At 45.7% G+C, this 24,901-nt stretch carries 24 protein-coding genes; 15 read left to right on the top strand and 9 right to left on the bottom strand.

What is annotated here, in order from left to right:
- Positions 1–72 precede the first annotated feature (72 nt).
- The gene (locus BHC43_RS09395) at positions 73–345 is read left to right on the top strand and encodes a DksA/TraR family C4-type zinc finger protein (RefSeq protein WP_100140330.1); all 273 of its coding nucleotides are present in this window, start codon (positions 73–75) and stop codon (positions 343–345) included.
- Positions 346–914: 569 nt separating this feature from the next.
- Here the strand turns inward: BHC43_RS09395 and BHC43_RS09400 are convergent.
- Together BHC43_RS09400 and moaC are read right to left on the bottom strand one after the other, a co-directional pair.
- Complete coding sequence (locus BHC43_RS09400; RefSeq protein WP_100157233.1) at positions 915–1,670, bottom strand: XRE family transcriptional regulator; 756 nt, start codon at positions 1,668–1,670, stop codon at positions 915–917.
- 1,232 nt (positions 1,671–2,902) lie between these two features.
- Positions 2,903–3,388 carry a cyclic pyranopterin monophosphate synthase MoaC gene (gene moaC, locus BHC43_RS09405; protein ID WP_100151700.1) on the bottom strand — a complete coding sequence of 162 codons (486 nt, stop codon included), beginning with the start codon at positions 3,386–3,388 and terminating at the stop codon, positions 2,903–2,905.
- Between the two features lie 68 nt (positions 3,389–3,456).
- Between moaC and mog the strand changes: the two genes are divergently transcribed.
- Complete coding sequence (gene mog / locus BHC43_RS09410; RefSeq protein WP_100151701.1) at positions 3,457–4,032, top strand: molybdopterin adenylyltransferase; 576 nt, start codon at positions 3,457–3,459, stop codon at positions 4,030–4,032.
- Positions 4,033–4,208: 176 nt separating this feature from the next.
- On the opposite strand, the gene pntB is transcribed toward mog, so the two are convergent.
- Positions 4,209–5,588 carry a Re/Si-specific NAD(P)(+) transhydrogenase subunit beta gene (gene pntB, locus BHC43_RS09415; RefSeq protein WP_100140334.1) on the bottom strand — a complete coding sequence of 460 codons (1,380 nt, stop codon included), beginning with the start codon at positions 5,586–5,588 and terminating at the stop codon, positions 4,209–4,211.
- A 12-nt stretch (positions 5,589–5,600) separates the two neighbouring features.
- Positions 5,601–7,142 carry a Re/Si-specific NAD(P)(+) transhydrogenase subunit alpha gene (locus BHC43_RS09420; protein ID WP_100140335.1) on the bottom strand — a complete coding sequence of 514 codons (1,542 nt, stop codon included), beginning with the start codon at positions 7,140–7,142 and terminating at the stop codon, positions 5,601–5,603.
- A 68-nt stretch (positions 7,143–7,210) separates the two neighbouring features.
- Between BHC43_RS09420 and BHC43_RS10790 the strand changes: the two genes are divergently transcribed.
- The gene (locus BHC43_RS10790; protein WP_180297474.1) at positions 7,211–7,357 is read left to right on the top strand and encodes a hypothetical protein; all 147 of its coding nucleotides are present in this window, start codon (positions 7,211–7,213) and stop codon (positions 7,355–7,357) included.
- A gap of 121 nt (positions 7,358–7,478) precedes the next feature.
- Here the strand turns inward: BHC43_RS10790 and BHC43_RS09425 are convergent, their stop codons facing one another.
- The 3 genes from BHC43_RS09425 to queA all read right to left on the bottom strand — a co-directional run bounded on the left by BHC43_RS09425 (position 7,479) and on the right by queA (position 10,518).
- Complete coding sequence (locus BHC43_RS09425; RefSeq protein ID WP_100157234.1) at positions 7,479–8,420, bottom strand: ABC transporter substrate-binding protein; 942 nt, start codon at positions 8,418–8,420, stop codon at positions 7,479–7,481.
- A gap of 649 nt (positions 8,421–9,069) precedes the next feature.
- Positions 9,070–9,456: a lactoylglutathione lyase gene (gloA, locus tag BHC43_RS09430; protein ID WP_100157235.1), complete on the bottom strand. Its 387-nt coding sequence runs from the start codon at positions 9,454–9,456 to the stop codon at positions 9,070–9,072.
- An 18-nt stretch (positions 9,457–9,474) separates the two neighbouring features.
- Entirely contained in the window at positions 9,475–10,518 is a 1,044-nt protein-coding gene (queA, locus tag BHC43_RS09435) for a tRNA preQ1(34) S-adenosylmethionine ribosyltransferase-isomerase QueA (protein WP_100151705.1), read from the bottom strand.
- A gap of 251 nt (positions 10,519–10,769) precedes the next feature.
- Here queA and aroQ point away from each other — a divergent pair, with 251 nt between their 5' ends.
- The 9 genes from aroQ to ppk1 all read left to right on the top strand — a co-directional run bounded on the left by aroQ (position 10,770) and on the right by ppk1 (position 19,492).
- Entirely contained in the window at positions 10,770–11,228 is a 459-nt protein-coding gene (aroQ, locus tag BHC43_RS09445; protein WP_100157237.1) for a type II 3-dehydroquinate dehydratase, read from the top strand.
- Between the two features lie 42 nt (positions 11,229–11,270).
- Positions 11,271–11,735, top strand: coding sequence for an acetyl-CoA carboxylase biotin carboxyl carrier protein (gene accB, locus BHC43_RS09450; protein WP_100140339.1), 465 nt, complete (start codon positions 11,271–11,273; stop codon positions 11,733–11,735).
- A gap of 45 nt (positions 11,736–11,780) precedes the next feature.
- Positions 11,781–13,139 (top strand): acetyl-CoA carboxylase biotin carboxylase subunit, encoded by a 1,359-nt coding sequence (gene accC, locus BHC43_RS09455; RefSeq protein WP_100140340.1) that lies wholly within the window; start codon positions 11,781–11,783, stop codon positions 13,137–13,139.
- A gap of 93 nt (positions 13,140–13,232) precedes the next feature.
- Complete coding sequence (prmA, locus tag BHC43_RS09460; RefSeq protein ID WP_100151707.1) at positions 13,233–14,129, top strand: 50S ribosomal protein L11 methyltransferase; 897 nt, start codon at positions 13,233–13,235, stop codon at positions 14,127–14,129.
- 121 nt (positions 14,130–14,250) lie between these two features.
- Complete coding sequence (locus BHC43_RS09465; RefSeq protein ID WP_100140342.1) at positions 14,251–15,048, top strand: hypothetical protein; 798 nt, start codon at positions 14,251–14,253, stop codon at positions 15,046–15,048.
- Positions 15,045–16,382, top strand: coding sequence for an amino-acid N-acetyltransferase (argA, locus tag BHC43_RS09470; RefSeq protein WP_100157238.1), 1,338 nt, complete (start codon positions 15,045–15,047; stop codon positions 16,380–16,382). The genes BHC43_RS09465 and argA overlap by 4 nt, the downstream gene beginning before the upstream one ends.
- A gap of 63 nt (positions 16,383–16,445) precedes the next feature.
- The gene (locus BHC43_RS09475) at positions 16,446–16,718 is read left to right on the top strand and encodes an oxidative damage protection protein (protein ID WP_100140344.1); all 273 of its coding nucleotides are present in this window, start codon (positions 16,446–16,448) and stop codon (positions 16,716–16,718) included.
- Between the two features lie 73 nt (positions 16,719–16,791).
- Positions 16,792–17,343 carry a serine acetyltransferase gene (locus tag BHC43_RS09480; protein WP_100157239.1) on the top strand — a complete coding sequence of 184 codons (552 nt, stop codon included), beginning with the start codon at positions 16,792–16,794 and terminating at the stop codon, positions 17,341–17,343.
- Positions 17,344–17,428: 85 nt separating this feature from the next.
- Positions 17,429–19,492: a polyphosphate kinase 1 gene (gene ppk1 / locus BHC43_RS09485; RefSeq protein WP_100157240.1), complete on the top strand. Its 2,064-nt coding sequence runs from the start codon at positions 17,429–17,431 to the stop codon at positions 19,490–19,492.
- Positions 19,493–19,617: 125 nt separating this feature from the next.
- Here ppk1 and dut read toward each other — a convergent pair whose 3' ends face one another.
- On the bottom strand, positions 19,618–20,079 hold the full coding sequence (gene dut / locus BHC43_RS09490; protein WP_100157241.1) for a dUTP diphosphatase: 462 nt from the start codon (positions 20,077–20,079) through the stop codon (positions 19,618–19,620).
- 54 nt (positions 20,080–20,133) lie between these two features.
- A complete protein-coding gene (coaBC, locus tag BHC43_RS09495) occupies positions 20,134–21,321 on the bottom strand; it encodes a bifunctional phosphopantothenoylcysteine decarboxylase/phosphopantothenate--cysteine ligase CoaBC (RefSeq protein WP_100157242.1) in 1,188 nt (395 codons plus the stop codon).
- A gap of 527 nt (positions 21,322–21,848) precedes the next feature.
- Here coaBC and BHC43_RS09500 point away from each other — a divergent pair.
- Genes BHC43_RS09500 through BHC43_RS09510 form a run of 3 tightly spaced genes read left to right on the top strand, consistent with a single transcriptional unit; the run spans position 21,849 to position 24,844 of the window.
- Positions 21,849–22,979 carry an ABC transporter ATP-binding protein gene (locus BHC43_RS09500; RefSeq protein ID WP_100140349.1) on the top strand — a complete coding sequence of 377 codons (1,131 nt, stop codon included), beginning with the start codon at positions 21,849–21,851 and terminating at the stop codon, positions 22,977–22,979.
- A 19-nt stretch (positions 22,980–22,998) separates the two neighbouring features.
- A complete protein-coding gene (locus tag BHC43_RS09505; protein WP_100140350.1) occupies positions 22,999–23,967 on the top strand; it encodes an ABC transporter permease subunit in 969 nt (322 codons plus the stop codon).
- Positions 23,960–24,844 carry an ABC transporter permease subunit gene (locus tag BHC43_RS09510; RefSeq protein WP_100151712.1) on the top strand — a complete coding sequence of 295 codons (885 nt, stop codon included), beginning with the start codon at positions 23,960–23,962 and terminating at the stop codon, positions 24,842–24,844. Before BHC43_RS09505 ends, BHC43_RS09510 begins: the two co-directional genes overlap by 8 nt.
- The last annotated feature ends 57 nt before the right edge of the window (positions 24,845–24,901 follow it).

The raw sequence follows: 24,901 nt of genomic DNA on the forward strand, positions 1-24,901 counted from the left end.
ATTAATCAGCATTATATTGAAAAACAGATGCATAACCCTATATTTATATCCTGTAATTTATAGGAGTTTATTATGGCAAGTGGCTGGGCTTCAGATGATGCAGTCAATCAGCAAATTGAAAATACGATTGCAGACGCTATCAATCATGTTCGGCAGCAAATGGATCAGGCCGCAGAAAGTGCAGAATTTTGTGAAGAATGCGGTGAAGCTATTCCGCTAGCTCGCCGTCAGGTTTTAAAAGGTGTGCGTTTTTGTGTGGAATGTCAGACAGAACGAGATAAGGAAAAGCAGAAAACGTTTAGTTTGTATAACCGACGTGGTAGTAAAGATAGTCAGTTGCGCTGAGGTGCGACGAAGTTAAATACAGCAAATAGATTGTCTTCAATTTGCTTAATTACTCTGAAAGTTAGCAGCGTTTGTTTTGGTAAGCTGAAGCGCTAATAAAAATGTGGAGTAAAAGCTGTTTTTGTCTCATTTTACAAATGCATTTAGCGTGTTGTAAGTGGTTCAGTAGGTTCCAAGATGGGATTATGGATAACATTTTGCTTCACACAATCAGCAATGTGAATGTGCTCATAGCACTTATGCTGACTGTGTGGCTAATTGTCTATGCTTCGAAATATTTGTTTACACGAACAGGATGAATAATGATTTATTTTTCATTTTACCTGTCTGAAGAGGTCCATAAACAAAGATGACCGATATTGTTTACCGTCTCTACTACGCTAATTTTTTTATCTATAGCTATCTGTTTCTCTGGCAGTACAGTATGCAGTAACGACAGCCAGATAATTTCTTGTAGAAAAGAAATACAAAACAAACCTAGCACATTCGCAACGGTTTTCTATCGTATCACCATATTTACTGTCGGTACCTGATTGCAGGCAGATATCAGATTGAAGTTACGGCATGGTTTAAATTTTGCGGCCAAACCATTCTACTTTACCAATAATTTCAAAATCCTGTTCACTATCTGTTAAATCAATATTGAAAGGCTCATAAGCACTGTTTGCTGAGGTAACCAATAATTGGTTGTTTGGTTTGAGCTGGGTACGTTTCACCAAAATATTTTTGCCTATGCGCAAGACATACAAACCATCGCCACCGGCTTTTTTACTGTGATTAATTAATACATGATCGCCATCATTAAGCACACCAGCCATGCTGTCATCTTTAACAATCATCGTGCTAAGCTTTTGAGGATCGATATTCAGGGTGTTTTCCAACCAGCTACGGTTAAAAGCAATAGTACATGCTATTCTGCTCTCTTTGCTTTCAGCATCATCTGCAGTTTGAATGGAGCAGACAGGTATAAAAGCAAAATCACGAGCATGTACTTCATTAACCGGTAAAACATACTCACATCCAGCTTCGCTGATGGTGGCATTCATAGCCAGCGGATTGGACAGTTTGGCGCAAAAATCAGCTTGTTCACTATAACCATCCAGTTCGATTTTGCTGCCCTTGCCGGTTGCCAGCCACTCCAGCTTTACTTGTGCAACGCGTGCTATTTTTATCAGATTGGTTGTACTAGGCTCAGCACCTTCTTTCACCCATTTAGAGGCAGTGGGATAGGCTACCTCTACCCGTCTGGATAACTCTGAAACGCTCCCAAGAATATCCACTACTTCTTGCATTCTTGAGGCAAAGCCGACGTTAAAATTTTCCATATTGGAATTACCTTCAAATAAAAATCGTGCAAAGTTAAATTTAAAATATATTGTTAAACAATCGTTTACAATTCAAAGCTTAATCAAATACAACAATTATCTACACTAATTTAAATTAAACCTTGCTAAAAATAACTTTTGCTATATAATTTAGCATGCCAGTATATTAGGAGTTGCACCTCAACACATTAAATATATTTCAAGCTAACATTAAAAATAAGCTAAAGTTGCTATTTAAGCTTACAGATATAGCATTTAATACTATAAATAGTACGAGTACTGCACAATATTAGTGTCTTTATCGGGTATGGGCTGATGATACCATGTTGTCATGTGTAAGGAAATGCTCTGACATAAGTAAATTTGCGCCTAACCACAGGTTAAACTGGTAACGTATTTATTGCCTAAGTGGTGTTTTCACTATTACAGGGCAATATTCCTAAATTCAAGTGTCTTTTGGCATGTCTCTGCATGTGAATCTATGTTAAATTTAAAACTAATTTTCTAATTTAATAATATAGCTGCTTTTAATACTCTTTTGGTAATAAACATTGTTTTTTTCCATTTTAATTGAAATTTATATATCTAAAACTGCTCTTTAGAATATTTTTCTGCCAATCATTTCTGACAAAGTTTACGGTAATTAAAATATAACTTCAATTCTTTAATTAAAAACTTGAAATTATTTTTTATTTTTAATTTGTAAATAAAACTATTTTTATCATTAATAATATTATCAATTTTTCATGTTAAATGAATTTATATAGCATATTTCCATCTTCCTCATTAATTTTAATATTATAAATTTAAGCTTCATTATTTTATGTAAAAATATAAAATATTAAGTTTTATTTAAATATCCAAAAGAATCATGATAGACATATTTTTGCGATTGAATTCTAAATTGAATCGGCTATCAGGTGATTAAACTCGTAACTGCACTCAAAATACGGGCTTAGTCCACCTTAGTGTGAATGATAAAGGTAATTAATTTAAAGTTAAAAACAACTAAAGCTTTAGCAAATGAAAATTGTTAACTTTTCTTACTAGTGAATTCTGCACCTATTTCTTTATATCAGGAGCTCTATACAAAGTTGTTTTGTGCTAGGCAAATGGTTAACGCAGGGTTTTCTCTGTGACAAAATGAAACAGATTAAGTCGTATTTTTGAGAATACAGCACTGGCTCTGGCATATCGAGCCTAAAAATTTAGAGAATAAATAGATACACGCTTTAAGATTGGCGCTGCCAAAGTCCGGACTGCCCGCCTTCTTTGTGTTGTAGGCAAATCTGACTAAGTACCATACTACGGTCGACAGCCTTAAGCATGTCGTAAATAGTTAACAAACCAACGCTGGCAGCGGTTAAAGCTTCCATTTCCACGCCTGTTTGCCCTGTATTTTCGGTTTGCACACAGATGGTGATGCTTCGCTCGATGTTATTGAGGGAAAAATCCACGTTAACTTTAGTTAGTGCAATAGGATGGCATAGCGGAATCAGGCTACTGGTCTGCTTGGCACCCTGTATGGCGGCAATTCGGGCAATACCCAATACATCGCCTTTTTTGCTGTCACCAGCCAATATTTTATTATATGCAGTTTCATTCACCGTGATTTTACCGCTGGCAATGGCCATGCGTTTGGTATGAGGTTTGCCACCAACATCGACCATATGCGCTTCACCACGATTATTGAAATGAGTTAATTCGTCCGAAATCATCTTGCTTCACTGACATGCTAAAAGGTCTATATTACAATATTTGCCTTTTGGATGCTGTGGATCTAACTATGGATGCGTTGCCTTTATTGAAAATTGGATTGGTCTCGATTAGTGACCGTGCTTCCCGTGGTGTGTATGTGGATCAAGGTTTGCCGGAGCTAAAAAAATGGTTGCAACGAGCTGTACTGAATCCATTGGAGCTAGTAGAGCATCTGATACCAGATGAGCAGCCTTTGATTGAAGCAAAATTAATTGAGCTAGCCGATAAGGAAGTCTGCCCACTAATACTTACTACCGGCGGTACCGGCCCGTATTTGCGTGATGTTACGCCGGAAGCTACTCTGGCTGTAGCTGATCGTGTGATCCCGGGTTTTGGAGAGCTGATGCGGCAGATTAGCCTGCACTTCACACCCACTGCTATTTTATCGCGTCAGGTAGGGGTATTACGTGGTAGCAGTCTTATACTGAATCTTCCGGGTAAACCTTCTGCCATTGCGGAAACGCTGGGCGGTGTTAAGGATGAAAGTGGTAAAACGCTGATTCCGGGTATTTTTGCTTCAGTACCGATTGCAGTGGATGCCGTTGGTGGTCCACTGATTCACACCGATGCAGATTTTTGTCCCGTAGTGATGCCTAAGCGCTGATGAGCATACGACGTTCCGTCTGTTTGCATTCAAGAGAACTAGCTTTATTTAATCCTAAATAAAAAAACAGATATGCACAATAATTTTGGATAGCAATTAATCCGCTACTCCAATTAGTTTAGGCCGTTTTTACCTTGTAAAAAAAGTCCGGAAACATCCGGACTTTTTTCTGCTACTCAAATGTTTTTATCAACTTCATCCAGTGTCGCCTTGGCGTCACCAAAGCACATGCGAACATTTTCTTCATAAAACAGTGGATTATCTACGCCCGCATAGCCTGACTGCATCGAACGCTTAAACACAATTACGTTTTTCGCTTCCCATACGTGCAACACCGGCATACCAGCAATCGGGCTGTTAGGGTCGGTGACCGCGGCCGGATTAACAGTATCATTGGCACCAATAACCAATACCACATCGGTATCGCTGAAATCATCATTGATTTCATCCATTTCCAGTACGATATCATACGGTACTTTGGCTTCAGCCAGCAGCACATTCATGTGTCCTGGCAGACGACCAGCTACGGGATGGATGCCAAAACGAACATTTACCCCCTGCTGGCGCAGTTTAGCTGTAATACTTGCCACAGCATTTTGAGCATGAGCCACCGCCATGCCATAGCCCGGTGTGATGATAACACTATGAGCGTTTTTAAGAGTTTCAGCTACTTGTTCCGGCCTGACTTCCTGAACTTCACCAGCAGGTGTGTTGTCGGTACCAGCAGCCACTGGAGCCGAGCCAAAACCTCCGCCTATTACTGCCAGAAACTTACGGTTCATCGCCTGACACATAATATACGACAGGATGGCACCGGAAGAACCTACCAGAGCACCGGTTACAATCAGTAAATCATTGTTGAGCATAAAACCAGCTGCAGCTGCAGCCCAACCGGAGTAAGAATTGAGCATGGAAATCACTACCGGCATATCGGCACCGCCGATTGAAGCCACGAGATGATAACCAAAAGCAAGCGCAATCAGGGTCATGACAATCAATGCAAACCCAGAACCTCCGGCACCGACAAACCACAGCAACAACAGAAACGACAACACCAGTGCCCCCAGATTGAGCAAATGGCGGTGTGGCAGTTGCAAAGGTTTACTTGCCATTTTGCCATTAAGCTTAGCCCATGCCACTAATGAACCGCTGAAAGTGACAGCACCGATGAATACACCAAGAAACACTTCTACCAAATGGATGGTGAACATATCCGTATCAACATCGTGCGGGTCGATATAGCTGTTAAAACCAACCAGTACAGCAGCCAAACCCACAAAGCTGTGCAGCATGGCTATCAGCTCCGGCATTTGGGTCATTTCTACTTTTCTGGCCTGTTGCAGGCCAACTGCTGCGCCAATTACCATGGCAATGATAACCCAAGCCAGTCCGTGCGCATCCTGACTGAATGCAGTAGCCAGCAGGGCAATAGCCATGCCCGCAATACCCATATAGCAGCCACGTTTAGCACTTTCCTGCTGCGATAATCCAGCCAGACTTAAAATAAACAATACGGCGGCAACGATGTAGGCAGCAGTTACAATACCTTGAGACATCCTGTTTCTCCCTTACTTACGAAACATATTAAGCATACGACGGGTAACAGCAAAGCCGCCGAAAATATTTACGCTGACTATTGCCACAGCAATAAAGGCAAGCAGAGATACAAAACCGTGCCCCTGACCGATTTGCAGCAATGCCCCGACCACAATAATGCCGGAGATCGCATTGGTTACCGACATTAATGGCGTGTGCAAGGCATGATTCACATTCCACACCACGAAGTAGCCCACTACACAGGAAAGGACAAACACCATAAAGTGGTTAAGAAACGCTACCGGTGCAACTGCACCAATCCATAACATCAATATCACGGCAATAGCCGCCCAGATAATTTTTTTCTTGCTCTTATCAGGGGCAACACTTGGTGCAGCCGCAGAAACCGGTGCAGCGTTTTTAGCCGCCGCTTTGGGCGCAGCAGATACCTGTATCGGTGGTGGCGGATACATGCTGTTGCCAGCGTGGGTAACCGTCATGTTGCGAATAATGACATCTTCAAAGTTAAGTGCCAGCTCACCGTCTTTATTAGGGGTGAGCAAACGCGCCAGATTCACTAGATTAGTGCCATACAGCTGAGAAGACTGGCCGGCCAATCGGTTGGCCATATCGGTATATCCGATTATTTTTACGCCGTTGGCAGTGGTAACAATTTTACCGGGCTCAGTATATTCACAGTTGCCACCTGTAGCAGCTGCCAAATCCACGATTACCGAGCCTTCACGCATACTGTCCACCATTTCACGGGTAATCAGCTTAGGCGCTGGCTTGCCCGGAATGGCTGCTGTAGTAATAATAATATCAACTTGTTTTGCCTGAGCGGCAAACAATTCCATTTCAGCTGCAATGTAGGCAGCACTCATGGTTTTTGCGTAGCCGTCTCCACTGCTGCTTTCTTCTTCCTGATAATCTAGGCGCAAGAAATTTCCGCCCATAGATTCAATTTGGTCGGCCACTTCGGGGCGGGTATCAAATGCATTAACTACAGCTCCAAGCTGGCGAGCAGTACCAATCGCCGCTAGACCAGCCACTCCAGCACCAATCACCAGCACTTCGGCAGGGGGTACTTTACCGGCTGCTGTAATCTGACCAGTAAAAAAGCGGCCGAAGTTTTCTGCAGCTTCAATAACAGCACGGTAGCCGCTAATATTAGCCATTGAAGACAAAGCATCCATAGCCTGTGCACGTGAAATACGCGGCACCATATCCATCGCCAGCACGGTAATTTTTTTCGCCTGTAGCTTTTCTAGCAGCTCAGGCTGCTGAGCCGGCATAATAAAGCTAACCAAAATCGTGCCTTCATTCATGGCTGTAATTTCGTCAGCATTAGGCGCATTTACTTTAAATATAAGCGGACACTGCCATACCGTAGCCGTATCAGTAATGATGGCACCGGCTTCGCTATACAATCCGTCTGACAGACTGGCGGCTTTGCCGGCATCATGCTCAACTACAACTTCATGCCCCAGTTTAATCAGTTGGGTAACGGTTTTCGGCGTGGCCGCCACTCTGGTTTCACCGGCAAGTGATTCGCGTGGAATACCTATCTTCATTATTATTCCTTTCCGAGGAAGGTGCCGTTAAATAAACTATTTGTTAACACAGCGTAACAGGCTCATGAATGTTTCAAAGTGGTCTCCAGCTGCTATCTGAAACCCCCACTGGCTATCGACCAGCTTTGCCTGGTTCGCTACAACAATACAGTCGCTATATTATCGAAAAATACACTGCCACAACTGTAACCTTGTCGTTATTTCCGCTGATTTAAAAAACTTAACAAAACATTTACTTAGCATATATGTTTAACATAAATCTTCCAGCAGACATGAATACATAAAAAAACCAGCCGCGTGTGTAAAGGCTGATTTTTATGTACCACAGACTGAATTCTAGTTAATATCATTCAAAGGTTTAACCACTTCGTCAATCTGTTGATTCAAACTTTCCAGCCCATTACCTGACAGATACCATAAATCTGCACTCAGATAGACCACTCTGGTACCGGCACGTTGCAACACGCTGCTGTCAAAATAATCATTACGCATAGGTGTATTTCCAATGGCTTTGCTGCGGTCAACAACGTACACAATATCTGGATGATATTGGGTAATAAAGCTGTTATCGACCATTAAACGTATTGGTTTGCCATCTTTACTGCTTTGCTGTACCGGCAATTCATCTACCTTCAGTGCACGTTTAATCTTCAGCTCATCAAAAATTAATGCTGGATAACTACCCTGATTCATCAGCATTACCTTGCCATCATTATGCAGCACTATAATGGCTTTCTGCGTGCTGTGCTCAGCCAACTCACGTGCTGCATTCATTTTTAGGGCTAACGCTTGTAATTGCTGCTGCGCCAAAGCTTCCTTACCTGCCAACTTACCTAGCAGAAGAATTTGTTTTTGTACATTAGCAAAATAATTGCTATCAGTCTTTACCGAGTAATTCAACGTTGGTGCAATGGATTCTAACTCTTTTGCAAAAGCATTTTGCCGCCCACTCATAATAATCAAGTCTGGTTTGGCTGCCCGAATAGCAGCAATGTCCGGTTCTTTCATTTTGCCAGAATCATGTAACTGTCGATTCTGATACTGGTGCAAATAGGTAGGCAAATTACTAATTGGTGCAGCGATTATTCGCCTACCAGCACCCAGTGCATCCAGCGTATCCATTGCGCCAAAATCCATTACCACAATTTTTTGTGGCGAAGCCGGCAGTTTTGCCTCATTCATAGCCTGAGTAACAGATACTGAAGCACTAGTCTGACAGGCACTCAGCCCCAAAGCCAACGCCGACAATACCACCACAGCCAAGAATTTTTTCATCATTACATCCCCTTAAATACAAAATAATGATAATTATTATCATTTATATACAAACAAAAGTCTAGTCTGCAATGGTTACAAATACGAAATCTTAACTATAGGAGTCCGACAAAGATGGCGAAGCTTGTTCAAGTATCCAAATGTACGCAGTTTAAAGCCAATAAAGCCGCAATAATCAGACCAAGGAAAACACTCACAATCTGCCAGTCTGTTCTTTCATTCAAAGATGCAAACAATATTGGCACTACACCCTCCGCAACCGGCACAAACAACGTAAACTAATCAGCAAAATACACATCAACTCTTACCAGCAGCAGAAAACTACCTGCTAAGACCAGCAGTATCAAAATACACGAACTATTTTATTGAAATTAAGCGAATATTTCAGAACAATGGCTCACATTCCTTCTAGTAGTGCCAGCCAATATCAGAGACAGCCACACCTTCACTATTCCTATAAAAACTTTGCAGGCTGCGGTGTTTAAGAATGTATTTCAGTGTAGATGCCTAAGCAGATGAATTAAAAACTAAAGTAAACCGGCAAACACAGCATTCAACACCCGTTTAATCTATAAGAATGTACGCTATCCATTTGCCAGAGAAAAAGTATCAGTATAAAAAAGCTTAAAACCAGCTTTTACCAGAAAGAAAGTTAGTTCTTTTTCTGAATAAATTCTATTTTATATCCATCCGGATCTTCTACAAACGCGATCACTGTGGTGCCGTGCTGCATCGGGCCGGCCTCACGAGTCACCTTACAGCCTTTAGCACGTACGGCATCACAGGCAGCATAGGCATCGTCTACTTCAATAGCAATATGGCCGTAACCAGTTCCTAAATCATATGCGTGCGTATCCCAGTTATAGGTCAGTTCCAACACCGTGGTGTCAGATTCCTCGCCATAACCTACAAATGCCAGCGTAAAACGGCCACCAGGAAAATCTTCACGGCGCAACAGCTTCATACCCAGCACATCCTGATAAAACGCTAATGATTTATCTAAATCACCCACACGCAGCATAGTATGTAACATTCTCATAATTGTTCCTTTTCTATTTTAATTATTCTGTCCGATTCGGCTTAGATTACCGAGCAGCATAGCATCGCCATAACTGAAAAAACGATATTGTTCAGCAATCGCATGCTGGTATACAGCACGGATTTCATCATAACCGCTAAACGCGCTAACTAACATTAACAGCGTGGATTTAGGCAGGTGAAAATTAGTAATCATACGGTCAATCACCTTAAACTGGTATCCGGGCGTAATAAAAATATTGGTATCACCCTGACCAGCCTGCAACTTGCCACTGCGTGCGGCAGATTCCAATGCCCGCACCGCTGTGGTACCCACTGCCCAAACTTTATTGCCCCGTGCATGGGCTGCCTCAATTTCAGCTACCACAGTTTCACTTACGTCATACCATTCACTGTGCATGTGATGCTCTGCAATATTTTCCACCCGTACTGGCTGGAAAGTACCGGCACCAACATGCAAGGTGACTTCCGTCAGATGCACCCCTTTATCCCGCAGCTGTTGCAAAATAGTATCGGTGAAATGTAGACCAGCAGTGGGCGCAGCCACTGCCCCCTCATATTTGGCATACACAGTCTGATAACGCTCATCATCGTCATCATCCGCTGAGCGGGTAATGTAAGGTGGCAATGGCAAATGGCCGTGAGCAGCCAGCAATTCCCATACTGTCTGCGTACCGGCAAAATGCAGTACAAACAGTTCACCTTGCCGTGCCTGCATCTGTGCATGCAAGCCACCTTCGAAAATCAGCTCTGTACCGGGCTTTGGCGATTTAGAGGAACGCACATGCGCCAGCGCCGTATGTGCGTCCAGCACTCGTTCAATCAGCGCCTCAATCTGGCCGCCGCTGGCCTTATGGCCAAACAGACGCGCCTTCATCACCCGCGTATTATTAAACACCAGCACATCACCGGCAGCCACATAATCAGCCAAACAGGTAAACTTACTGTCAACAGGTGACTGCCCCGGCAAAGCCACCAATAAACGGCTACTGCCACGTACAGCCGGCGGATGCTGTGCAATCAGGTGAGGCGGTAAATCAAAATCAAAATCATTTATATGCATGTATACGTGCTAGAACAAGGCAAAAGTCGTATTATATGCCTACCGGCTCATACTGAAAAACAGCCAACCGTATAACAAGACCGCTACAGAGTCCGCACCAGCGGGTGCCGGCAGGAGCAAGCAAAATAAGGCTGCCAGCACACCACGGTAGACAAAACCATGGTTTAAATAATCAAAAAAATACAAAAATACTGGACATTTGCGCTCATTTTCGGCAAAAATGGCGCAATTTTGCAAAAACCAAACATTTTATGAGTGCCTCAATTCTGGTTTTAAACGGCCCCAATCTCAATCTATTGGGAGTGCGCGAACCGCATATATATGGTCAGACCACACTGGCAGACATTAATCAGAAGCTGCAACAACAGGCACAGGCAGCCGGTATGACATTGGAAACATTACAAAGCAATGCCGAACACATCCTGATTGAGCGGATTCAGGCGGCTTTATCCGACGATACCCGCTTCATAATCATCAATCCGGGCGCGTTCACACATACCAGTGTAGCCATCCGCGACGCTTTTGCCGCTGCCGGCAAACCATTTATCGAAGTACATATATCCAATGTACATGCACGCGAAGCATTTCGACGCCATTCTTATCTCTCTGATATTGCCCTAGGGGTAATTTGCGGTCTGGGCGTGTACGGCTATGAAGCAGCATTACATCGGGCAATTGAATACATTCAAGAGACCGGCCGCCAACACTAATACCTATTGCGGCCAGCTCCAATCACACAAGGGTTCATCATTATGGATTTACGTAAACTTAAAAAACTCATTGATTTGGTAGAAGAGTCCGGCATTGCCGAAATCGAAGTAACCGAAGGTGAGGAAAAAGTACGCATTACCCGTACCACTGCCGCCAACCAGCAGCAGATGTATGCTGCACCAATGCAGCAGCCTGCCATCATGGCCGCACCAGCAGCTGCACCCACAGACAATGCAGCCGCTGCTGCGCCTGAAACAACCGGCCCCGACTTAAGCAAGGCCGTTAAATCTCCTATGGTCGGCACTTTTTACCGTGCCGCCAGTCCCACCTCTGCCCCGTTTGTAGAGGTAGGTCAGACCGTTAATGCTGGCGATACCCTATGTATCATCGAAGCAATGAAACTAATGAATGAAATCGAAGCTGACCACAGCGGCGTAGTAAAAGAAATTCTTGTATCTAATGCGCAGCCTGTAGAGTTCGGTGAACCACTGTTTATTATTGAGTAATCCTCAATTCAGTAATCTTTCCCGTTTCTTACAAGGTACTGCCTTATGTTAAAAAAAGTTCTTATTGCCAATCGTGGCGAAATTGCGCTGCGCATTCTGCGCGCCTGCCATGAAATGGGCATTGCAACAGTGGCTGTACATTCAGAAGCCGACCGTGATGCCCTGCATGTAAAATTGGCCGATGAATCCGTATGTATCGGCCCTGCCAGCTCTGCCCAAAGTTATCTAAACATTCCTGCCCTGATTTCTGCAGCTGAGGTAACCGATGCCGATGCCATCCATCCGGGCTATGGATTTCTGGCGGAAAACGACGGTTTTGCCGAACAGGTAGAACAATCCGGGTTTGTATTTATTGGCCCGCGGCCGGAAACCATTCGCCAGATGGGTGACAAAGTTTCCGCAAAAAAAGCCATGCAGGCTGCTGGCGTGCCATGCGTACCCGGTTCCGATGGTGCCCTACCGGAAGACCCGCATGAAATTGAAAAAATTGGTGCCGAAGTCGGCTATCCGGTAATAATCAAAGCTTCTGGCGGCGGCGGTGGCCGTGGCATGCGCGTAGTAGAAAAAGCCGAAGACCTTCTTTCTTCGGTAGAAATGACACGTACCGAAGCCGGTGCTGCCTTCGGCAATCCGGCCGTGTATATGGAGCGCTATTTACAAAAACCGCGCCATATTGAAATTCAGGTATTATGCGACGAACATGGCCATGCCATTTATCTAGGCGAGCGAGACTGCTCCATGCAACGGCGCCACCAAAAAGTTATTGAAGAAGCGCCAGCACCATTTATTACCCCTGAAGAACGGGAGCGTATCGGCAATGCCTGTGTAGCAGCCTGCCAGCGCATCGGTTATCGTGGTGCCGGTACATTTGAATTTCTGTATGAAGATGGCGAATTTTTCTTCATTGAAATGAATACACGTGTACAAGTTGAGCATGCTATTACTGAGCTGATTACTGGCGTGGATATTGTACAGGAGCAAATCCGCGTAGCTTCCGGCCTGCCGTTATCCTATACACAGGATGATATTTGTTTGCGGGGACATGCGTTCGAATGCCGCATCAACGCCGAAGATCCCTACACCTTTGTACCCAGTCCCGGCCTAATTACCAGTTGTCACCAACCTGGTGGCAATGGTGTACGCATCGATAGCCACATTTATCAGGGCTATACTGTACCACCCTACTATGACAGTATGATCGGGAAGGTATGTACCCATGGTCGTGACCGCGACGAAGCTATTGCCAAAATGAGCGTTGCATTACAGGAACTAGCAATTACCGGTATCAAAACCAATACCAACCTGCACCGCGACATTTTTGCCGATCCCGGCTTCATTCAAGGTGGTGAAAGTATCCACTATCTTGAACAATGGTTACAAAAACACAAAGAAGCACAAAAATAATTTACAATACGCATACATTGCGCTTTTGTTTGCAGGCAGCCGCAGTGGCTGCCTGAAGTTTTATAAAACATCCAATTACGGTAATAAAAAGCCATGCACTACCAACAAGTTGTCATCACAGTTTCTCAGGAGCAGGTAGACAGACTCTCCGACGCGCTGATAGAAAACGGTGCCCTAAGTACAGCCATTGAAGACGCCAATGCCGGCAACGAGAATGAGCAGCCAATTTTTGGCGAGCCGAATATGCCTGCCGAACAAGTGTGGCAACAAAGCAATATCGTGGCACTGTTTGATGAAAATGCCGATATCGAAGCGATTGTTTCTGCTGCTGCACGCGATTGTGCCTTTCCAATGCCCCAGTATTATCTAGAAACTATTCCGGAGCAGGACTGGGTAAGGCTGACACAGTCGCAGTTTGACCCTATTCAGATTTCATCTCGCCTGTGGATTACGCCATCGTGGCACCAGCAGCCGGCCGATACAGACATAATTAATCTGCAACTCGACCCCGGTTTGGCCTTTGGTACCGGTAGCCACCCGACAACTCATTTGTGTCTGCAATGGCTGGATAAAAATATACGTGGGGGCGAAACCCTGCTTGATTATGGCTGCGGCTCCGGCATTCTCACCATAGCGGCTCTAAAACTGGGTTGTGGCCGTGCTTGTGGCGTTGACATTGACTCGCAGGCGCTTCGTGCCAGCGAAGACAATGCTCTCCAGAACCATGTCCATGCCGAGTTTTACCTGCCGGACGACCTTCCGCCCGAACAGCAGTTTGATATTGTCGTTGCCAATATTCTGGCCAATCCGTTGCGGTTATTGGCGCAGATGCTGGCTGAACGCACCCGTACGGGCGGCCAGATCGTACTTTCGGGTATTCTGGCTGAACAGACAGAAGAGCTCAGTGAAATCTATCAGCAATGGTTTGATCTGAATTCGCCCAGAACACTAGAAGGTTGGGTATGCATTACTGGCCGCAAAAGAGCATAATAAAACTGCTTAGTCATTTGCCTTATGGCACTGGTATGGCATACTGACACAGAATAATGGCTCCATACGTTTGACAGAACAGAATTACTCCTTTTAATTATATTGGTTTGCTGAAATAATCATGTCTAAAACAATTACTGTTATTTGTCCCAAATGCCATACAGAAAATACCGTTGCAACACCACCGCGCGACGGGGGACGTGTTGTGTGTCAGCAGTGTCAGCATCAATTTACGGTGGTCTCAAAAATCCGCGCCAATAAAAACGTCACCCCGTCAGCGGCTGCAGGTAAAAAACAGAACCCAGCTGCCGAGAAACAAGTACCGAATGCTGATGAGGTCATGGATATGCTTTCCAGCGCACTGAATCTCAATCAGCCCAGTAGCAGACGGGCACAGATATTTACCAGTGCACCTACCCCTAAAAACACGGCTGTCATCGACAAACGGCCGAATCTGAATACCCTGCTGAATCAGGTATCCAACAAAATAGAAATCCGTTTGCCTACTGTAACCGAACCGGAACCAGAGCAGCTGCATAAGCCTCAGCCACAGCTAGCCAGCAGCGAACTGCTGCTCAATCCGGCACCGCAGCCACAACCGGAAAAAGAAACACCGGCTACCAGCAACACTCCGATACCGGTTGCCGAAGAAAACACTACTAACATTTCCATGAACAGCAATGTGAATAACCTGAATAATCTTGTTTTTACCTTATTGCCTAATGACAATCCAAATCAGGCGGATGTACCATTGTTGCTCAATGATGCCATCGAAAAAACCGATGCCATCCACGCCAAAACCGAATTCTTGCATCACCAGCAGGACAAATTATCCAAAGAATTTAACTGGACACTGGCCACCATTGTTGCACTTACTGTGCTAATGATGCAGTTATTTTATTTAATGGCAGTAAAATGAGCACCTCAACAGGTAATCAGGACAATTTTCACAATCACCGTTTTGTTCACGATTTTCGTCAAGCCTCACCGTATATTCATCATTTAAACGGTAAAACAGTGGTACTGGCCATCAGCAGCCACGTACTGGTCAGCAACAAACTACCTGCACTAGCCGCCGATATCCTGCTACTGACCAGTTTGGGTATGCGCTTGGTTATCATTCACGGGTGCAGCCAGTTTATACAGGCTATAGCCGGTCAGAACACAGCCAACAGCATCGACGAAAATCCCATTACCGATGAACGCGCTCTGGAATTAGTCAAACAAGCCAGCGGCATTGCCCGTTTTAATCTGGAAGCTGCCTTGTCGATGATACCGACACAAGTTATGGAGCACAGTGCACCCAATGTACGTCTTGCTGGCGGAAATTTTCTGCGCGCCAAACCATTAGGTGTGATTAACGGTGTCGATATGAGTTACAGCGGCTGTGTGCGTAAAGTTGATGCAGCCGCCATTGAAGAACGGCTGGCTCATAATCAGCTAGTATTAATCAGCCCGATAGGCCACTCACTTAGTGGCCAGTGCTACCGTTTGCAGGTCAATGAAGTTGCTCAGGCAGTGGCAGAAGCCATTCATGCAGAAAAACTAATTTTTTTGGGTACACAGCCGGGTTTGATCGATGAACATCAGCAAACCATTAGTGAACTCAATTGCATTGAAATCAGCCAATTGCTGGCCAAGAGCGTAATGAATAAACGCCAGACTGAGCTCTTGCAGACAGCAGCACACGTACTGGAGCATGGCGTACAACGAGTCCATGTAGTATCCGGTCTACAGGACGGCAGCTTGCTACAGGAGCTTTTCACGCGTGAAGGTAGCGGTACAGCAATGGCTAAAGCGCCGTTTATGCGTGTGCGGCCGGCTGAAAACAAAGACATCGGTGATATCCTGCAACTCATTGCCCCGCTGGAGGCCAGCGGTATACTGTTGCCGCGCGACAGTGAATATATGGAAAACCACATTCAAGAGTTTTTCGTGCTCGAGCAAGATTGCTACGTATACGGTTGTGTGGCACTGCATGTTTACCCTGAGGCACAAGCCGGCGAGCTGGCATGCCTGATTGTTTCTCCGTCTGCTCGTGCACGCGGATACGGTGAACTGTTACTGGCACATGTTATTAAACAGGCACGGCAATTGCAGCTTCAGACATTGTTTGCGTTAAGTACCCACACCGGTGACTGGTTCGTTGAGCGAGGCTTTACCTCAGCCACATTGACGCAATTACCTCTGGAGCGGCAGCAGCAATACACCAGCAATAAACGCCAGTCTAAAATATTTAGCCGTCAGCTTTAAACGCAACCAGCCCAAAATCTTTTACAATCTACCTTTTTCCCCGATTGCCATAAAGGAAGACACATGAGTCATATGGTGCATTGCGTCAAACTGGGCAAAGAAGCACCCGGATTGAAATTTCCGCCCTTCCCCAATGAACTAGGTAAACGCATTTACGATAATGTATCGCAGGAAGCCTGGGACGGCTGGTTACGTTATCAAACCATGATTATTAACGAAAACCGGCTTAGTCTGGCGGATCCACGTGCGCGTCAATACATCACCCAGCAAATGGAAAATTACTTCTTCGGAGACGGCGCCGACCACATCAGTGGTTACACTCCACCAGAAGAATAATCGGAAAAGGCTGTAACCCTGCTTAGCAGGAACACAGCCTTTTCCTTTGCCAGAATAAGGTAAGACAGTTTTTATGGTGATACAGCTCATTAAAAGTGATTTATATCGTTACAGTGGCCGAACAGATTGGCGTGCTTTCCTACGTCATTATCTATGTAATCGTGGCTTTCGATTTACCTTCTGGCTGCGTCTGGCTTCAGCCACAAGCACATGGCGCAAATTGGCTTACCCGATGTATGTCTGGCAGAAGCACCGCAGCGGTATCATCATTAGCCCGCGTACGCCCATCGGCTATGGACTTTATATCGGCCATGGTGGCCCATTAATCATAAATAGCAGCGCACAGCTGGGTGAGAATGTCAACTTGTCCCCCTATACTGTTATCGGTGCCAACAACGGACCGGCAGCCAGAATCGGCAACAATGTCTATATTGGTCCCAACTGTAACCTAATTGAAAATGTTCACATCGGCGACAACGCCACTATTGGCGCTGGCAGTGTCGTTACCAAAAACATACCAGCCAACGCCACCGCTGCCGGAAATTATGCCAAAGTTCTGAATTATCATCAGCCTGCACAGTTTATCCACAACCGCTGGCCACCAATGGCAGCAGACAAAACTTGACCTGCAGCCAAAACAGTGCGAATGTTAACTAATTAACACCAAACTGACACTCTCTTACTCTAAATGACAGTAACAGGTATGCTCCATGTCCGAAACTAAGCCGCATCTACTCTGTCGTGAACTCAGCCTGCTCGCATTCAACCGTCGCGTTCTGGCACAGGCACAGGATACACAGGTTCCATTGCTCGAACGTTTACGTTTTTTGTGCATCGTTTCCTCCAATCTGGATGAATTTTTCGAAGTACGCATGGCTTGGCTGCGCCGTACCCGTGCTCTGTCACCACATACCCCTCTGGCCAACGGCGAACTGCCGGACACCGTTATTGCCCATGTCACCAAAGAAGCACATGCCATCATTGCTGAGCAATATCGCCTATTCAACGACGAGTTGATTCCAGCTTTACGTAATGAAGGCATATCTTTTTATCCACGCAGTGCATGGAGCGAAGCTCAGCGGCAGTGGGTAGCCGATTACTTCCGCCATGAGCTGTTGCCCATTCTGACACCTATTGGACTGGATCCGTCGCATCCATTTCCGCGCTTACTCAATAAATCACTGAATTTCGCCGTCGAGCTGGAAGGAAAAGATGCTTTCGGACGCACAGGCGGAATGGCCATCGTACAGGCACCGCGCATTCTGCCTCGGGTACTGAAAATGCCTAGAGAATTATGCAACGGCCACGATGGTTTCGTATTCCTGTCTTCTATTTTGCATGCTCATGTACATACACTCTTTACCGGCATGACCGTAAAAGGCTGCTACCAATTTCGCATCACCCGCGATAGCGACTTAAGCGTGGACGAAGAAGATTTGGAAAATTTGCGTACTGCGATAGCCGGTGAACTACAGGGACGCCAGTACGGTGAGGGCGTGCGGCTTGAAGTAGCCGACAACTGTCCGGCACATGTATACGATTTTTTACTCAGCCACTTTCATCTCGGACGAGATGAACTGTATCGAGTGAATGGACCGGTGAATCTGGTACGTCTGATGGCGGTACCCGATATGGTAGAACGTAACGATTTAAAATTTACTCCCTTTATCCCTGGCACACCAACCTTACTGAGTAAAAACCGCGATCTATTCAGCATCATTAGCCAGCGGGATGTTCTGCTGTATCACCCTTATCAGTCTTTTGAGCCAACGGTGCGTCTGATTCAAGAAGCAGCGGATGACCCACAGGTTGTCGCCATTAAAATGACCATCTACCGTACCGGCAGTAACTCCGATTTAGTCAAAGCACTGATGAAAGCAGCAGTAAGTGGCAAACAAGTTACTGTCGTTGTCGAACTGATGGCACGATTTGATGAAGAAACCAACCTAAACTGGGCTGGTCAGCTGGAAGCAGCCGGCGCCCACGTTGTCTATGGCGTCTTCGGCTACAAAGTGCATGCCAAAATGGCACTGATTGTACGCCGTGAAGAAGGTATCCTGAAACGTTATGCTCATGTCAGCACTGGCAATTACCATCAAGGAACCAGCCGCATTTATACAGATCTAGGACTGATGACCTGCAACCGCGATATCAGTGTCGATGTCAACACCGTATTCATGGAAATCACCGGACTGGGGCAGCCGAATCATCTGAATAAAATCGCCCAGAGCCCGTTTACGCTGCACAAAATGCTGCTTGACAGCATCAACGGCGAAATTGAACAAGCAAAAGCCGGCAAAACCGCACGCATCATAGCCAAAATGAATGCACTGGTCGAACCAACCATAGTCGAAGCATTATATGCAGCCAGTCAGGCTGGGGTGCAGATTGAATTGATTGTGCGTGGGATGTGTGTGCTGCGCCCCGGCGTAAAAGGGCTGTCGGAAAATATTCGCGTGCGGTCCATTGTCGGCCGGCTGCTCGAACATGCACGGGTATTCTATTTTGAAAATGGTGGTGATACCAAAGTCTGGATATCCAGCGCCGACTGGATGGGAAGAAATCTCTTTCGCCGCGTGGAAATCTGCACACCAATCGAAACACCAGAGCTGAAACAACGTATAATTAAGGAAACACTGATGCTCGCTCTGGCCGATAATCAGTGTGCGTGGCAAATGCAGCCGGATGGTCAGTATCAGCGTATTAAACCAGCCACCAACGAACAGCCAACCAATATGCAGAATTTGCTGATTGAACGCTATCGGCAGCAATAAAGCTGTTAAACAATCTAAGAGCCATAGAGCTGAAATAATATTGCAGCAAGCAGTTTAGCCAGTGCCATGGCAAAAAAGCAAGGTTATCCGTTTGGATACCTTGCTTTTCTTTTACTTAATCTTAATTATTGATGACCGGTACTGCCAAAACCGCCTTCGCCTCGATTGCTGCGAGCAAATTCATCAACCACAGTGAACGCGGCCTGCATCACCGGCACAATCATCATCTGTGCAATTCGTGCCAAAGGCTCAATTACGTAAGCCTCCTGACTGCGATTCCACAACGATACTTTCAGTTCACCCTGATAATCTGAATCTATCAGCCCCACCAAATTACCAAGCACAATACCATGCTTATGTCCCAAACCAGAGCGCGGTAGTATTAGGGCTGCGTAGCACGGATCAGCCAGATAAATTGCCAGACCAGTAGGCAACAGACAACTTTCTCCCGGTTGTAAAGTAAGCGGAGCATCAATACAGGCACGTAAATCCAGACCTGCTGAACCAATAGTAGCATATTGGGGTAACTGCTCCGCCATTAGCGGATTCAATATCTTAACTTGTACAGATAACTCAGAAGCACTCATAATTCGTCTTTAATTTAATCAAAATAAGCTTATGTAACTACTACCAAAATTCAATTAGCGCTGAACCAAAAGCTGAGCAAGCCGCTCAATAATAGCAATTGCCGTATCGTCTTTACTCATTTGCGGCAAAACGGTTTCCTGTTCATCATCCAATAATATCACCTGATTTGTGGCTTTACCCATGGCCTGACTAACCTCATTCGCAACCAACAGAGGCACACCTTTCTTCAATCGCTTAGCACGTGCATGTTCCAGCACATGCTCACTTTCAGCAGCAAATCCAACACAGAAAGGTGCATCCGGCCGGCCAGCTACCGTAGCGAGAATGTCAGGATTTTCCGTAAGTTCAATTACCGGCACCTTTTGTCCAGCCTGTTTTTTTAGTTTATGTTCACTACGGTTCCTAACCTTGTAATCGGCTACCGCTGCCACCGCAATAAATACATCCTGATGTGGCAATAATCGTTGTACTGCCGCCAGCATCTCGTCAGCACTGCTTACCTGTTCAGCAAAAGCCATCCCAGCTGCCAGCGGCGTCTGAATCTGTCCGTACACCAGAGAAACACTTGCACCAGCAGCGCGGCAAGCCCGCGCTAGAGCCATACCCATCTGTCCGCTAGATATATTGGTAATCCCGCGCACTGGATCAATAGCCTCAAATGTTGCTCCGACTGTAATCAAGACACGCTTTCCAGACAGCAGCGGCACTGTCCATACATCAGCAAGCAATTCAGCCAATTCGACTGCTTCCAGCATACGCCCGCTTCCCACCTCACCACAGGCCTGCTCTCCATCAGCCGGTCCTAGTATCTGTACCCTATCCTGTCGCAACAAAGCTAAATTGCGTTGATTGGCCGGATTATTCCACATTTGTACATTCATAGCTGGTGCCACAGCCAGCGGGCAACTACGTGCCGAAGCCAAGGTGGTAAGCAAATTATCCGCCATCCCATGGGCAATTTTAGCCAGAGTATTTGCAGAAGCCGGCGCAATCAGCATCACATCAGCCTGACGGCTCAGATTAATATGTGCCATACCATTACCGGATAAACCATCATGCGTATCCAGCAACACTGGTTCTCCGCTCAGAGCCTGAAAAGTAGTCGGGCTGACAAAATCAGTGGCTGCCTGTGTCATCACAACATTCACCTGATGCCCTGCCTTTTTCAGCAGCCGAACCAGCTCACAGCATTTGTATGCAGCAATCCCACCACAAATACCCAACAATACCTTCTTCTTCATTACCCATACCCTGAACCAGCCTGCAGCAAAAGCAACAGACAATTTAGCTGAATAGACAGAAAAATAAAACAAACTATTTGATTAATAGAAAAAATTTTTGCATAATCAATCGACACCGCCCACAAGCTTGACAGCAAACAACGACGTACGTTGACTATAGCCCCGCAACAAACTGACCACCCCAGCCTAAACGAAAATATAACAGACAATTATTACATGGTACACTAAGCAGCACAGCGGCTGCCAGCCACACCGCAGCCAATCATCACAGCTATACCAAATCCTAACAAAAATTAATTCAGGTTAGTAAATTACCACTAAATACCTGATTTCATGCTAAGTTATACCCTAAGTGGAGAATTTAATTGTATTAACACTTAAATTTCATTGCCCCACACAAAATGCTTGCATACAATGCCTCCCCTAAAGCAGGAGCAGAATCGTTTTTGCACCGTTCTTTACACTTTACTGTAAACATCCCTATGCCGAGCATTGGCTGGAACGATTTTTCTGGAGTAACACATATCATGAGCGAAAACGCAACCACCAAGCCAGGTGCCGATCCCGCACATTACTTACAGATTAAAGACATTGTCAAAACCTATGGCGACAACTACGCTGTAGACCATGTCAACCTTACCATCAAAAAAAATGAAATCTTCGCCTTGCTTGGCAGCTCCGGCAGTGGGAAATCAACGTTATTACGCATGCTGGCTGGCATGGAAACGCCCACACAGGGACAGATTATCCTAGATGGTGAAGACATCACCAAATTGCAGCCCTACGACCGCCCCATCAACATGATGTTTCAGAGCTATGCACTGTTTCCACACATGAGCGTTGAACAAAACATCGCATTCGGTTTGAAACAGGATAAGCTACCGAAAGATGAAATCAGTGCACGAGTAGAAGAAATGCTGCGCCTAGTGCAAATGACAAAATACGCCAAACGCAAACCGCATCAGCTTTCCGGCGGCCAGCAGCAGCGTGTTGCACTGGCGCGCAGTCTGGCCAAACGCCCTAAACTACTGCTTCTGGACGAACCGCTGGGTGCTCTCGATAAAAAACTACGTCAGCAAACCCAGCTCGAACTAGTAAACACTTTGGAAAAAGTGGGCGCCACCTGCATTATGGTTACCCATGATCAGGAAGAAGCCATGACTATGGCCTCACGCATTGCCATCATGTCCGACGGACAATTGCAGCAAGTCGGCACGCCTTCCGATATTTACGACTACCCCAACAGCCGTTTTACTGCTGAATTCATGGGTGAAACCAACATCCTCGCCGGCAAAGTGACTGAAGACGGTGCCGACCACACCATTATTCATTGCCCCGACCTGCAACAACTGGTTTACCTCGGACACGGCATTAGTGGTCCAGAAGATCAAAACATCTGGTTATCCATTCGCCCCGAAGATATCAACATTTATCGCGAACAACCGCAGCAGGAATACAACTGGACAGCCGGCATTGTGAAAGAAATTGCCTATCTCGGCAGCTTCGGTATTTTCCATATCCAACTACCATCCGGCAAAATTATCAAAAGCCAGGTTTTATCCTCCTACTGGGAACAATACAGCATTCCCATGCCCACATGGGAAGAAAAAGTTTACATTAGCTGGCCGGACAATCAGGCAAGCCCGCTGACCCACTAACAGCCGCAGGAGCTTAAACATGAACTGGTTTAACCGTCTCAAAGGCCTGCGTCCTTCACAGGGTCTCGTTATAGGCATTCCTTACATCTGGCTGCTGGTACTATTTCTGGTACCATTTTTCATCGTACTCAAAATCAGCTTTGCCGAACAGGATATTGCCATTCCACCGTATACCCCGCTGTATCACATCGACGGCGAACTGGGTCGGGTAAACATATTGGTCAGCTATCAGAATTACGCCGATATCTTCAACGATTTTTGGCATTCACTCGGACAAATGCTGCTCGGTAATCGCGGCGACAACATCTATCTGCTGACATACTGGTTATCCATTAAAACCGCCCTTACTACCACTGTAATCTGCCTGCTTGCCGGCTATCCGATTGCTTACGCCATCGCGCGCGCACCTGAAAAAATCCGCAACGGTCTGTTACTGACTATCATGCTGCCATTCTGGACTTCATTTCTGCTGCGAGTGTATGCGTGGATGAGTCTGCTCGGCCATAACGGCATCATCAATACCTATTTAATAAAATGGGGACTGATCAGCCATCCGATAGACATGTTTTACAACTCATTTTCCCTGAATCTCGTCATGGTATACGCTTACCTGCCATTTATGATTCTGCCTTTGTACACCCAGTTGGTAAAACTGGATAACCGCCTGCTCGAAGCAGCCGCAGACTTGGGTGCCGGCCCGATTAAAGCATTTGTATCCATCACCTTGCCCTTATCCAAAGCCGGCATCATTTCCGGTTCCATGCTGGTATTTATACCTGCCGTAGGCGAATTTGTGATTCCTGAGTTGGTAGGCGGTCCTGAAAACCTGATGATTGGTAAAGTTTTATGGCAGGCATTCTTCGACCAGAACAACTGGCCGCTGGCTTCTGCCGTAGCCGTCATCATGGTAATGCTGCTGGTTATCCCAATTGCTTTATTCCACCGTTACGAAAATCGTGAAATCGAAGAAGGAGCCAACCATGCATAAGCACACATCGTCTTGGTTTCTAAGAGGCATGCTGTTTTTGGGATTGGCTTTTCTGTATATGCCACTGGTTATTCTAATTATCTACTCCTTCAATAACTCAAGGCTAGTCACCGTATGGGGTGGCTTTTCTACCCAGTGGTACGGCAAACTATTACAAAATGAGCAGATACTGGATGCCGCATGGTTGTCAGTACGTATAGCCCTGTGTTCGGCCGCAGCAGCCGTTATTCTGGGCACACTCGCTGGCTACGCCCTCTCACGCATCAAGCGTTTCCGAGGCAATACCCTGTTTGCAGGCATGGTATCCGCGCCAATGGTGATGCCAGACATCATTACTGGCCTATCGATGCTATTGCTGATTATTCAGGTACAGATGATGTTACAAAACAGCGCTTTCAGCTTTCTGTATTTCGAACGCGGCTTTTTTACTATTTGGCTAGGTCACACCACCCTGTGCATGGCTTATGTAACAGTGATTATCCGCTCACGTCTGTCGGAACTGAACCAGTCACTGGAAGAAGCAGCTAAAGATCTCGGCGCAAGACCATTAAAAGTATTCTTCTTGATTACCTTGCCATCCATCGCACCAGCCATCGCTTCAGGTTTTCTGTTATCTATCACCCTGTCACTGGACGATTTGGTTATTACTTCCTTCCTTTCCGGCCCCGGCTCCTCCACCTTGCCCATGATAATTTTCTCCAAAATCAAACTGGGTCTGGATCCACAAATGAACGTACTGGCCACCATCATCATTGCATTGGTCGGCACACTGGTTATCGGCATCAACTACTTCATGATGAGGCAAAATACACGTCGCGAACGCGAAATGGCTGAGGCCTATCGCCAGAGTCAACTACTGGAAGCCAGTAAATCATAATATCCCAGCACAGCAGTTATCCAGACAAACGATAACTGCTTTTTTTATTTCTGCACT

The sequence above is a fragment of the Snodgrassella alvi genome (assembly GCF_002777855.1).
GTDB classification, from domain to species: domain Bacteria; phylum Pseudomonadota; class Gammaproteobacteria; order Burkholderiales; family Neisseriaceae; genus Snodgrassella; species Snodgrassella alvi_E.